The sequence below is a fragment of the Paracoccus suum genome (assembly GCF_003324675.1).
Classification (GTDB): domain Bacteria; phylum Pseudomonadota; class Alphaproteobacteria; order Rhodobacterales; family Rhodobacteraceae; genus Paracoccus; species Paracoccus suum.
In genome coordinates this window covers 1,764,971-1,776,957 of record NZ_CP030918.1, presented here as the reverse complement: position 1 = coordinate 1,776,957, position 11,987 = coordinate 1,764,971, and the positions used below count along the sequence as shown (strand labels likewise).

Genomic DNA, 11,987 nt, shown 5'->3' with positions numbered 1-11,987 from the left:
CAGCAACGTCACCATGCCAACACGTATCAAGGAAGGACAGCAAGATGGGTAGAAGCACCGACCATATCGATGCTCTCCTTCCTCACGACCAGCAGGCCGTCATAGATGCGCGTCAGCAGGATATGACACAAGAGGTCGAGGGTTTGCGCGAACTTCGTCAGATCGCAGGCAAAGCGCAGGCGGATATCGCATCCGCTTTGAATATTACGCAGCCGTCCGTCTCCAAGATCGAGAAGCAGAGTGACATGCACCTCTCGACTTTGCGCAATTATGTGGAAGCCGTCGGCGGCGAATTGGAGCTGACTGTCAAGCTACCCAAGCGGCCGGTGCTGCGGATTCATCATCTTGGCGATCTTGTACCTGTCAGAGCCGCATCGGTGCGGAAGAAGAGCGACGATCCGACGCCAAGGCGGCGCCATGGATGAGTTGCAGCGGTCCATCTACGTTGATCGTTTCCGTTTGGCGTTTCACACCAAAAAAGGCACCGCCTTTCAGGATTGGTTCGTGCTTCTCGCAGGCCATGCCCTCGGTGCTGATTTCGAGGAGGTCCGCCCCTACGGTCCCTATGGGGACCTGAAATGCGATGGCCGCCGGATCAGCTCCGGCTCGGTTTTCCAGTGCTACGCCCCCGATGCCATGAAGGAAGCCGACCTCATCGCCAAAGTCGATGAAGACTTTCACGGTGCCCGTGCCCATTGGAACGGCAACATGCTGGAGTGGGTCTTCGTCCATAACGACGGGCGCGGACTCCCGCCGAACGCGGTTCAGCATATTGACGGCCTTCGTCAGGCTCATGCGCCGCTGCTCATTACCACTTGGTCCGAGCCGGAGTTGCTGGATCTTACCATGATGCTCGATCTGGCCGCGCTTCAGGCCCTCTTCGGTCCTGCGGCTTCGATAGCGATCGTGGATCGCCTCGTCATGTCTGATCTGGTGCCGATCATCGAGGCGCTCCAGCGGCAGGAGCCCAATCCAAGCGATCCGCCACTGACGCCGCCGTCGCCGGAAAAGCTGGAAAAAAACGCACTATCCGAGGAATCGGGCCTGTTTCTGCGCATTGGTCGACGGAAGTCGGCGCTCGTTGATACATTCTTCCAGAAAATTCCCCGTCCCGATCTCGGCGAGCGCATCGCCGAGGCTTTCCGACTGCGATATGCCGAGCTGAAAGCTCTCGATCTTCCGGCCGACACGATTTTCAAGCACCTTCAGGATTATGCCGGCTTCAATGGCGAGCCGAAGCGTCAGGGAGCGGCGCTGGCAGTCCTCGCTTATTTTTTCGATAGCTGCGACATCTTCGAAGATCCGACCATCATTTCTGTGGAGGCATCATGATCCTCCCGACAAAGCATGTCCGTCCCGATCGCGCGCTCATTGGCGTTGGCGCAGAGGTTCTCGATATTCTAAAGCGACCGATGACGATGTCGCGGCTGTGGGACGAGATGCGCGGACGCCGTTCGCTTCATGCGCCCAATGCTCCCATTGACTATCAGTGGTTCATTCTCTCGCTCGACCTGCTCTTCACGATTGGTGCCGTTGACTTCGATCGCGGCCTGGTGCGGAGGGTTCAACCATGATCCGCCGTTTCGGCAGCGACCTCGCGTCTTTCAAGACACTGACCTTCAAGCCGGGTTTGAACATCCTGCTGGCCGACAAGAGCGAAGGCGCCAACGATCGCCAGTCGAGGAATGGTGCGGGCAAGACCAGTTTCATCGAGCTGGTCCATTTCTTGTTTGGCGCCGACGCGCGCAAGGATAGCATATTCCGTTCTGATGCGCTGACGGCATGGACCTTCGACGTCTCCGTCGACATTGCGCAAGAAACCATCTCGGCGGCCCGTAGCGGCGCCAAGCCGAGCCGGGTCTTTGTCAATGGCGCCGTCGAGAACTGGCCGATCCCGCCGCAGTTCGACACGCGCGCCGGCCTGTTCGAGTTATCGAATGAGAACTGGAAAGCCAACCTCGGTCAGCTTTGGTTCGACCTGCCCATTTCGGCGGGCGACGAAGCCGAGCGTTTCCAGCCGTCGTTCCGCTCGCTCTTCTCCTATTTCGTCCGTCGTCAGAACAGCGGCGGCTTTCAGCAGCCAATGCAACATTCGGGAATGCAGCAGCCGTGGGATCAGCAGGTCTCGATCTGCTATCTGCTTGGCCTCGACTGGAGTATTCCCGGCCGCTTTCAGGAACTGCGCGCGCAGGAGAAGGTCGCTCAGGAACTGCGTAAGGCAGCCCGCAGCGGCGATCTTGGCCGCTTCTTCGGCAAAGCGGCCGATCTCAGAACGAAGCTGACTGTCGCGGAGGCTCGTGCCGTGCGGCTTCGCCAGCAGCTTGAAACGTTTGAGGTAGTGCCTGAATACAAAGCTCTGGAGCGTGAGGCGAACGAAATTACGCGCGAAATTGACGGGATGAACGTCGAGAATGTGATCGACGGCGATCTCCTGCAACAGCTTCGCGCGTCGCTGGTTGATGAGGATGCGCCCGACTTGGGCGACGTTACGAAACTCTATGCGGAGGCCGGCGTCGTCCTCCCCGACATGGTGCGGCGGCGTTTCGACGAGGTGGAGCGCTTCCACCGAACTATCATCGAGAACCGGCGCGCGCACTTGACCGCCGAGATCACCTCGGCAGAGGCCCGCATCGCTGAACGCGATCAGCGCACAGCCGAGCGCGACCGTCGGCGTCGTCAGATAATGGGTGTGCTGCGCTCCGGTGGAGCACTCGAACATTATACATCGCTGCGCGAAGAAGCCGGCCGGGCCGAGGCTGAGGTCGAGGGACTTCGCCAGCGGCTCGATACCGCTGAACGGATCGAAAGCACCAAGGCTGAACTCGACATCGAACGGGCCAACCTGACCAAGGCGCTACGCGACGATATTCACGAGCGGACCGACATCATCCGCGAGGCTATCCTCATTTTCGAGTCGCTCTCGGAGTCCCTTTACGAAAAGGCTGGCAGCCTAACGATTGGCGAGACCGGAAGCGGCCCCCAATTCGAGGTCCATATCGATGGACAACGAAGCAAGGGCATTACCAATATGCAGATATTCTGCTTCGATCTCATGTTGACCGAGATTAGCCTTAAGAATGGGCGCGGTCCCGGCTTTCTGGTCCATGACAGCCATCTATTCGATGGGGTGGACGAAAGGCAGGTTGCTAAGGCGTTGCAACTCGGCGCCGAACGGGCTGAGGCTGCCGGGTTTCAGTACATTGTCACAATGAACTCTGACGCGCTGCCGCGTGAAGGGTTCAAGGCCGGGTTCAATATCCGCTCCCATGTCATGGACACGAAGCTGACCGACGCGACCGACACTGGGGGGCTATTCGGCCTGCGGTTTGAGTAGCCCGCCAATGCAATCAGCTCCCTTCACCCGTCCGACCCTGATTGCTGCCGTCGAACTGCTCGAACAGCACAGCCAGGCGCGCTTCAACCAGGTTGTGCTTCGTCTCGCGCTTGAGGATGAGATTTCGTCAGATACCGGCATCAGCGTCGCGAAAAAATGCGATCTGCTTGGACGCATTGTCGTCCAGCGCGTCGATGCAATCCTCGACACGCTCGATGGTCGCATGACGCTCGGCGAAGCCGTCGTGCGCCAAGCGGCGCTGCTGGCACAACCCGACGCGATTCATCCATTGCAGACGGCGTTTGCCCGTGGGCTTGCCCGCGATGCCTTTGTGTTGGTCTGGGACGACAATGGTCGGAACGCATCAATTCGAGCCGCGCTGCCGGGAGAAATCCAGCTTCCCGAAACCGACGATGAAGTGCATCGGCTCCTAAAATCCTTCGCTTTCATGACCCCACTCGGTCATCTCGATCAAGCGATCGAGGCGCACACCCGCGGCGATTGGGCTGCCTGCAACGGACAACTTCGCACATTCCTTGAAAGCCTGTTCGACGACATTGCCCGCAACGTCCGCCCGGAAGATGCAGCGAAAAGGCCCAGCTCCGAAAATCGCCGGGCATTGCTGGCGGAAATCGGCTTCTTGTCGACGAGCCGCAATGAATGGACCGGAGACGGGAAGAACTACGTCAATGGCCTTTTCAAGATGCTGCACACCGAAGGATCGCACCCCGGTCTTTCGGACGAGGATCACAGCACCTTCCGTCTCCACGTCGTGCTTGTTACCGCGCGAACCTTCCTCCGGCGCTTAGCCAACGGTCGGTAGGAGACCCAAATGAGTAGGTGGACGGCGGACGATCTGCGCCGATTGGATCTGAAATATGCCGAGAATGGTGTTCACATTCACCAGCGGCCGTTCCGGGCCGCGATGGAGTTGCTCGGCTCCAGTTTCGTGATGGGGGTTGGCGGCAATCCCGAGGTCAAACGCATCATGGATGCTTATGCGGCCATGATGCCGGAAGTCGAGACGAGTTGGCCCGGTGCCGGAATCGGATTGGTAGCTTCGGTCGATCAGGTGCGAAAGGCCGTTTTCCCCGTCCTGTTCGGTCAGAATTCTCTCCAGCCTTGGCAGATAACGGGCTTCGAGAATGCGGAGGAATGGTGGAATTGGTGCCGCCAAGATCGGTCGATCGCCGCTGGCGTCGCCTTTGCCGGCGCGGACATTCACGATTTCACAATGGGTCTCAACGAGGTTGAGCAACGCAATGCTGGCGCGGTGACGCTCTGGCGGATGGCGGGGTCGAATCTCGAAGACGTGGCGAACACATTGCCCACCTCGTTCAGCCACGACTCGGTAGTACAGCCAATCTGCATGGCCGCCGAGCTGTCCATAAAGGCAGCATTGGTTTGGGATGGTGTCGATCCCGACTCTTTCCGAAAAGGCAAGGACGGTCACAACTTGGCTGTGCTCGCCCAGCGTATGGCTACCGCACGGCCGCACCGCGACGATGCGCGAGTTCAAGCCGTGGTGGCGAGCCTGCCGCCCTATGTTGCGAGCCGATATAAGCCCGCAGGCTTGAAGCGGCTTTCGGTTGTCAGGTTGGCGCTCGGTGTCCAATTCATTGCGGCGTCTAGCCTGAGGCGGGTCGCAGCAGCCGATCTCGCAAGCCAGATGGAAACCGATCCCGATTGGCCGGGACCGAGACCCGCTTTCACGATCTGAAAGTCCGCTCGATAAAGTGTCTAGCGATCGGGGCGGTACTCCACGGTGGATGATCACTCGCTTGGTCGCGTGTGGTTTTGTTGATCCGGTATAGCTTTGAGGCTATGAACGTTGAAATAGCACTATCGGGCGCGTAGCGGGCGATGCATCCGGCGAGAGTCAGCAGCGGTTCTACCGGCAGCTCATCGCAAAAGCGGATCTACGGTTTTCCGAGCATGTGGAAAGCCTGAAATCCGCAAAGAAGGGACGTTGAGATGGCTCGGAGCCTGAACGAAATCATTGCCGGGCTTCCTGCTGACGAACAGGCAGCTATCGAAGCGCGCTATCAGGAACTGCGGCAGGAGGTCGAGGGTCTGCGCGAGCTGCGCCAGATCGCCGGCAAAGCGCAGGAAGACATCGCCTCGGCCCTCAACATCAAGCAGCCGTCGGTGTCCAAGATCGAAAAGCAGGCGGATATGTATCTCTCGACGCTGCGCAGCTATGTCGAGGCCGTCGGCGGCAAGCTCGAACTTACGGTGACGCTGCCATCGCATCCGGCGCTTCATCTCCATAGCCTGGGTGACATGACCATGGGCGATAGTGCTGGCGTTCGTACCGTGGCCCGTCGTCGGAAGCAGGCCGGGACCAGGTGAGCAAATTCAGGTGAAGGGGGAAAGCCTTCCCCCTGGCCGGCGCCAAGGTCGCCGGCACACCCCCTTCTGCGGGGAGACCCCGCAACGCCCCCTTGTCAGGCGATCGTCCAGCGCGATCTTCAAGGCGTAAGACGCCGAGAAGGAGAAAGCGCCCGAATGCGTTTCCTGTTTCCTCATAGCCATGCCTTTCGGAAAGGCCGCGTCACCGTCGACGATGATGGGAAGGCCGCGCCCGACTGCCTGGTCGAGTTCGGCGACGGCGTCACCGTCATCGCGGAATGGCGCGCCGAAGGCGATTCCATCCGTCTCACCGTTCCCGACTATCGCACCGCCCGCGGCACGCTCGTAACCGTGCAGAACTGGCGGCTCGCCAAGGGCCAAGATGGCCACTGGCGGTCCGAGCGCACTGCTTGATCACGCGCCGTTTCACTTGATCGCACCGCGCCGATCATGGCGCTGCCCGACCACACGATGCAGTGCCTGAACTATTAGAGTGAGAGTGCGGACCGGTTTTGCCGTGACGGGTAGAGAGCTGGAGGAGAGGCTTCCGGCGCCCGTCGCGGAGAGCCGCGATGTCCAGAAACGATCGCCGCGTTCGTGCCGGAGCCGACCGGGCGAACCTCTATGACGAAATCACCGACAAGATCATCGGGGAGCTGGAAGCTGGCCGCGTGCCGTGGGTCCAGCCTTGGGGCACGTCGGCGGCCAAGGCCCCGCTTGGCCTGCCGCGCAACGCCGCAACTTCGCGAAGCTACAGCGGCATCAATGTCCTGATCCTCTGGGGAGCCGTCATCGAGCACGGCTTTCCCGGCCAGGGCTGGCTCACCTTCCGCCAGGCACTGTCGCTCGGCGGCCATGTCCGCAAGGGCGAGCGCGGCACCACCGTCGTCTATGCCGACCGCTTCACGCCGGAGGACGAGAAGCGCCGCGCCTTCGAGGCTGGCGAGGAAGCGCAGGCGATCCCGTTCCTGAAGCGCTTCACGGTGTTCAACACGGCGCAATGCGACGACCTGCCCGAAGACATCGAGGCGACCGCGCCGCCGCCGCCGCCCGGCATGATCGAGCCCCAGGTGGAGGCGCTCATCAAAGCGACCGGCATCGATTTCCGCATTGGCGGCAACCGGGCGTTCTACGTTCCGTCGCTCGACTACGTGCAAGTCCCTCCGCCAGCCGCCTATTTCGAGCCGATCAACTGGCACCGGACGGCCTTGCATGAACTCGGTCACGCGAGCGGCGCAGAGCACCGGCTGAACCGGAACCTCTCAGGCTCCTTCGGCTCGAAGCTCTATTCGGTCGAGGAAATCACCGCCGAATTGATCTCGGCCTATAGCTGCGCCGCGCTCGGGATCGTCCCGACCGTGCGCCATGCCGACTATATCGGCTCCTGGCTGGAGGTGCTGCGCGAGGACAACCGCGCCATCGTCCGAGCCGCCTCGCAGGCCAGCAAGGCGGCCGACTGGCTTCTCAGCTTCCTGCCGCATGCCGGCAGCATCGACCAGAACGACGACGAGCAGGAGGCGGCGTGATGAACGCGCTCGCCTTTCCGGGTTTCGTCCCCGACCCCGCGCAGTCGGCCGACATCCGCCTGCGCGTCCTCAGCCTGGGCGCCGGCGTCCAGTCCACCACGCTGGCGCTGATGGCGGCGCATGGCGAAGTCGGCCCCATGCCCGATTGCGCCATCTTCGCCGACACCGGGTGGGAGCCGCAGGCCGTCTATGACCATCTCGCCTGGCTGCGGTCGCCCAATGTCTTGCCGTTTCCCGTCCATATCGTCTCAGGCGGGGATCTGCGCGCCGACCTCATCGCCGGCGCACAGGGCGAGCGTTGGGCCTCCATTCCAGCCTTCACCCGCACCGTGACGCCTGCCGGGAGCGAGCTTCCCGTCTATGACGAGGATGAAAACGGCGATCTCGTCGTCGTCGGCTCCCGCATCGTGGCGACCGAGCGGGCCAGCATCGGCATGATCCGCTGCCAATGCACCGGAGACTACAAGATCGTGCCGATCAAGCGGAAAGTGCGCGAGCTGCTCGGCATCGCAGGGCGGCGCTCGCCCACGTCGCCGGTCGCCGAGCAATGGATCGGGATTTCGCTCGACGAGGCGCTTCGCATGAAACCCTCTTTCGAGAGCTGGCAGGTCAACCGCTGGCCCCTGATCGAGCGGGGCCTGACCCGCCGGGATTGTCTGCGCTGGCTGGAACGGCATGATTATCCGCTGCCGCCCAAAAGCGCCTGCATCGGGTGTCCGTTTCATTCCGACGATCACTGGCGACAGATGCGCGACCATGAAGCCTGGGCGGACGCCGTGTCGGTCGACGCCGCCATCCGCACCGGTTTCCGCGGCATCCGCGCCGAAGTCTATCTGCACCGCTCCGCCGTGCCGCTCGACCAAGCCCACCTATCGACGGCCGCCGACCGCGGCCAGCTCGATCTCTGGCCGAACGAGTGCGAGGGCATGTGCGGGGTCTGATTCCCTGAAAGCCGCAGATGCGCAAAGCCGCTTCTCCGGCTTTCCGTCTTTCCGGGTGTCCGGTTCTGCGGTTTTCCGCGTTTCCGGCTCGTCAGCTTGCAGCTTTGCGCTACGACGCTCAGCCTACCGGCCGTCCTTCATCAACCCTGCCCAGACAGCGAGAATGTCGCCTTCGGCCGCGTTGTCCTCAGCGACAACTACGCTGAACACGCCGAGCGTGCCGGCGAACTCCTCCATATCCATCACGCCCCGTGCGTGAAGCATTGTCGCCAACAGCATCAGTGCCTTGCCCTGCGCGGTGATGACGGCCCGGTCCGCCTCGGAAAAGCGGACATGGCGGGCTGGCGACGCGCCCAGCCATCGGCGCAGAACGCGCGCCAAGTCCGCCCAGGGCGGATTTCTAAAGCCAGAAATCATAGCGTCCATAGACAATTCCCCGCCGCCCCGACTGGCGCCGGGACGGTTGAACACGCGTGAACACTGGGAACCGCGCCCCACGTATTTCCCACGCCGGGCAAGCCCGACGCTGATGGGTATTCTATTCCGTGGGCCGCCCGACATAGTCGGTGACCCAGTGTTCAAACGCTTGATGCGATCGATGCGGTGCTCAAGCCGCAGGCGATGCAATCCCTATGGCACAGGAAGACAGTCCTGAACATCGCCGTTCCGTTCTCGCCCCTAGCCAGACGACAGGGTCCGACCAGCAGAGTGAGAGGGAGGTGGGGATTTTCGTGACGGGTTCGGGTCGAGAGAGAGGCTCTCGGCGCCCGTCGCGGAGACTACCACGATGGCTACTGCCGCCCAGAAAATCATCCTGTCGCCTTCCCGCGACATCCCCTTCAACAAGCTCGTGCTCAGCCAATCGAATGTCCGACGCGTCAAGGCCGGCGTCTCGGTCGAGGAACTGGCCGAGGACATCGCCCGCCGAGGCACGCTCCTCCAGAGCCTCAATGTCCGCCCGGTCCTCGACGCCAGGGGCGATGAGACCGACATGTATGAAGTTCCCGCCGGCGGTCGCCGCTATCAGGCGCTCGCCATCCTCGTGAAGCAGAAGCGTCTCGCCAGGACCGCGCCTGTGCCCTGCGTCGTGCGTGATCCCTCCACGTCGATTCTCGCCGAGGACGACAGCCTCGCCGAAAACACCCAGCGCGTGCCGCTGCATCCTCTCGATCAGTTCCGGGCCTTCTACGACATGCGCCGCAAGGGCATGAGCGAGGAGGAGATCGCTGCGGCCTTCTTCACGACCGCGCAGGTGGTGAAGCAGCGCCTGCGTCTGGCCTCTGTCTCGCCCACGCTCCTCGACATCTATGCCGAGGACGGCATGAAGCTCGAAGAGCTGATGGCCTTCACCGTCAATCCCGACCATGCCCGCCAGGAGCAGGTCTGGGAGACGGTCCAGACCTCCCACAATCGCCAGCCCTGGTATATCCGCCAGTTGCTCACTGAAACCACGGTGCCGGCCACCGACAAGCGCGCCCTGTTCATCGGCATCGAAACCTATGAGCAGGCGGGCGGCAGCGTGCTGCGCGATCTCTTCCAGACCGATGGAGGCGGCTGGCTTCAGGACCCCGCGCTTCTCGACCGTCTGGTCGGCGAGAAGCTCAAGACCCTCGCCGATGAAATTGCCGCCGAGGGCTGGAAGTGGATCGCCGTCGATACCGATCTGCCCTATGGCTACGACCAGGGGCTTCGGGCGCTCGACTTCACCCTGGTCGATTTGAACGATGACGAGCGCGCGGCCCGCGAAGCCCTGCGTGAGGAATACGAACGGATCGAAGCTGAATACTCGGAAGCCGACGAGCTGCCGGACGAGATCGACCAGCGTCTCGGCGAGATCGAGACGGCGCTCGAAGCCTTTGAAAAGCGCCCGGTCATCTACGATCCGGCCGACATCGCGCGTGGCGGCGTCTTCATCAGCGTCGACCGCGATGGCGAGCCCGTCGTCGATCGCGGCTATGTGCGCCCGGAGGACGAGACGCTGGTCGGCGTCGACGACCCCGACGGCGAGGCCGAAACCACCGGTACCGAAGTCGCGGCTGCAGGCACCGTCCAGCGCGCCGTCATCACCATCGACGGCCAGTCGGCCGAACCGGAGGATGACGACGAGGAAGACGTCATCAAGCCGCTGCCCGAACGGCTCGTTACCGAACTGACGGCGCACCGCACCCTGGCGCTCCGCGATGCCGTGGGCGCCAATCCCCAGGTCGCGTTTACCGCCTTGCTGCACAAGCTCGTGCGCGACACCTTCCAGCGGACGGGCACCTCCGGCGCGAGCCTGCAGGCGTCCGTCAATCACGTCTTCTTCCGCGAACAAGGCAAGGATCTCGCCGAGACGGCCTATGCCAAGTCCGTCACCCAGCGGCATGAGGACTGGAAGGCTGACCTACCAGCCGATGAGGATGCGCTGTGGGACTGGCTCGCCGTGCTCGACGACGCCAGCCGCATGGCGCTGCTAGCGCATTGCGTCAGCTATGGGATCAACGCCCTCTATGAACGGCCCAATCCCTACAGCGGCAGCGGCGTGTCGCAGTCGGGCCTCGACCGGCGTATGGCAGAGGCCGATCGACTGGCCCGCGCCACCGGCCTCGACATGGTGGACGTCGGCTTCCGACCCACGGTCGAGAACTATCTCGGCCGCGTCACCAAGCCCCGCATTCTTGCGGCCGTCCGCGAAGGCGCGGGCGAACGCGCGGCCCAGCTCGTCGACCACCTGAAGAAGGGCGACATGGCCAAGGAGGCCGAACGCCTGCTGGCCGACAGTGGCTGGCTACCGGAGCCGCTGCGCCTGATCGACTATGACGAGCCGACCACGTCCGATGCCTCGGAAGGCGAGGCCGAGACGGCGCTCCCAGCCTTCCTTGCCGGTGAGGACGAGGACTAGGAAACCGCCGAAGATCCGGAAGCCGAGGCGCCATCGATGATCGCCGCGGAATGACGCCAAACCCCGGCGGGGCGGTCGAAGCCGCCCCGCCGTCTTCATCTTCAGCTTCAAGGCCCGGCGATCCGTCGTCGGGCCTTTTTTCATTTTCAGGGAACTCCCACCTCCGACATATATCTACCAGCCGGCCGTCAAATGGCGGTAGCCGGTTCCCCTCTCAGTGGGATTTCCGCTCGTAGACGTGATTGAGGTTATCGGCTTGGTGCTGGAGGCTCCTCGCCACAGTTGCAGCCGCGGCCCGGTTCGGAAACGCCCCCGTTGTCATCCCGTTCAGGCTAACGCACCACCCATCGGGCTTCTCAATGACCGTATAACGCCGTCGCTCTCCACCGACATTGGCGGACTTACCCGTCACATACCCATTCATCATGAGTGTCGATCGCCTCGTTGATTCGGTGTGTCGGACTTCGTCCAGACCCCAAACGCCGCTCCGATAACCGTCATCGCCATACGCCAGGATGATCGGCTGCTCTCGTTCGTCTTCATCGTTGCCCGCAAAAGTGCATTTCTGCTCATGGCTTCACCTCAACAAGAGGCCCAATCAAAGCTTCGAGCGCGTATGAATTCCATCCTGACGCAACCGGCCGCTCATAGTATTTTCATCAATTCCACCGGTCGACCTCGGCGCCATGAAACGCCATAGCGGGCCAAGCTCGTGCCCGGACAGCTCACACCCTCAAACATCTTCGCTTCACCAACAGGCGGGAAGTGCGGGGGGCGATGGCACCCTTTTAGATTGATGATCCGGCTTTTGTCTGATGGCGGACACCATCCCGCTTCCATTCGCAACCTTGGTCCGATCCGTCTCCTTATCAATCAACCCGCAAGGGGTCGGCTTACGCGCGCGTGCCGCCCTCGGGGATTCGGAAAACGTCCGAACGCCCGAGGGTGATTGC

General features: G+C 62.2%; 12 protein-coding genes. 11 read left to right on the top strand and 1 reads right to left on the bottom strand.

Going from position 1 to position 11,987, the window contains the following annotated elements; all coding sequences use genetic code 11:
* The first annotated feature begins 44 nt into the window (after nt 1-44).
* The 10 genes from DRW48_RS08660 (at nt 45) to DRW48_RS08615 (ending at nt 8,153) form a co-directional block, all read left to right on the top strand.
* Nucleotides 45-425 carry an XRE family transcriptional regulator gene (locus DRW48_RS08660; RefSeq protein WP_114076054.1) on the top strand — a complete coding sequence of 127 codons (381 nt, stop codon included), beginning with the start codon at nt 45-47 and terminating at the stop codon, nt 423-425.
* Nucleotides 418-1,332 carry an ABC-three component system protein gene (locus DRW48_RS08655; protein WP_114076053.1) on the top strand — a complete coding sequence of 305 codons (915 nt, stop codon included), beginning with the start codon at nt 418-420 and terminating at the stop codon, nt 1,330-1,332. The genes DRW48_RS08660 and DRW48_RS08655 overlap by 8 nt, the downstream gene beginning before the upstream one ends.
* On the top strand, nt 1,329-1,574 hold the full coding sequence (locus DRW48_RS08650; RefSeq protein WP_114076052.1) for an ABC-three component system middle component 6: 246 nt from the start codon (nt 1,329-1,331) through the stop codon (nt 1,572-1,574). The genes DRW48_RS08655 and DRW48_RS08650 overlap by 4 nt, the downstream gene beginning before the upstream one ends.
* A complete protein-coding gene (locus DRW48_RS08645) occupies nt 1,571-3,334 on the top strand; it encodes an ABC-three component system protein (RefSeq protein WP_114076051.1) in 1,764 nt (587 codons plus the stop codon). The genes DRW48_RS08650 and DRW48_RS08645 overlap by 4 nt, the downstream gene beginning before the upstream one ends.
* A 7-nt stretch (nt 3,335-3,341) precedes the next feature.
* Nucleotides 3,342-4,157, top strand: a complete 816-nt coding sequence (locus DRW48_RS08640) for a hypothetical protein (RefSeq protein ID WP_114076050.1) — start codon at nt 3,342-3,344, stop codon at nt 4,155-4,157.
* Between the two features lie 9 nt (nt 4,158-4,166).
* Nucleotides 4,167-5,054 carry a HEPN domain-containing protein gene (locus DRW48_RS08635; protein WP_114076049.1) on the top strand — a complete coding sequence of 296 codons (888 nt, stop codon included), beginning with the start codon at nt 4,167-4,169 and terminating at the stop codon, nt 5,052-5,054.
* Nucleotides 5,055-5,308: 254 nt separating this feature from the next.
* Nucleotides 5,309-5,686: an XRE family transcriptional regulator gene (locus tag DRW48_RS08630; RefSeq protein WP_114076048.1), complete on the top strand. Its 378-nt coding sequence runs from the start codon at nt 5,309-5,311 to the stop codon at nt 5,684-5,686.
* A gap of 156 nt (nt 5,687-5,842) precedes the next feature.
* Nucleotides 5,843-6,100: a hypothetical protein gene (locus DRW48_RS08625; protein WP_114076047.1), complete on the top strand. Its 258-nt coding sequence runs from the start codon at nt 5,843-5,845 to the stop codon at nt 6,098-6,100.
* A gap of 158 nt (nt 6,101-6,258) precedes the next feature.
* Nucleotides 6,259-7,212, top strand: coding sequence for an ArdC family protein (locus DRW48_RS08620; protein ID WP_114076046.1), 954 nt, complete (start codon nt 6,259-6,261; stop codon nt 7,210-7,212).
* On the top strand, nt 7,212-8,153 hold the full coding sequence (locus DRW48_RS08615; protein WP_114076045.1) for a hypothetical protein: 942 nt from the start codon (nt 7,212-7,214) through the stop codon (nt 8,151-8,153). Before DRW48_RS08620 ends, DRW48_RS08615 begins: the two co-directional genes overlap by 1 nt.
* Before the next feature lie 123 nt (nt 8,154-8,276).
* On the opposite strand, the gene DRW48_RS08610 is transcribed toward DRW48_RS08615, so the two are convergent.
* Nucleotides 8,277-8,579 carry a hypothetical protein gene (locus tag DRW48_RS08610; protein WP_199286078.1) on the bottom strand — a complete coding sequence of 101 codons (303 nt, stop codon included), beginning with the start codon at nt 8,577-8,579 and terminating at the stop codon, nt 8,277-8,279.
* 361 nt (nt 8,580-8,940) lie between these two features.
* Between DRW48_RS08610 and DRW48_RS08605 the strand changes: the two genes are divergently transcribed.
* A complete protein-coding gene (locus DRW48_RS08605; RefSeq protein WP_114076043.1) occupies nt 8,941-11,034 on the top strand; it encodes a ParB/RepB/Spo0J family partition protein in 2,094 nt (697 codons plus the stop codon).
* Nucleotides 11,035-11,987 lie beyond the last annotated feature (953 nt).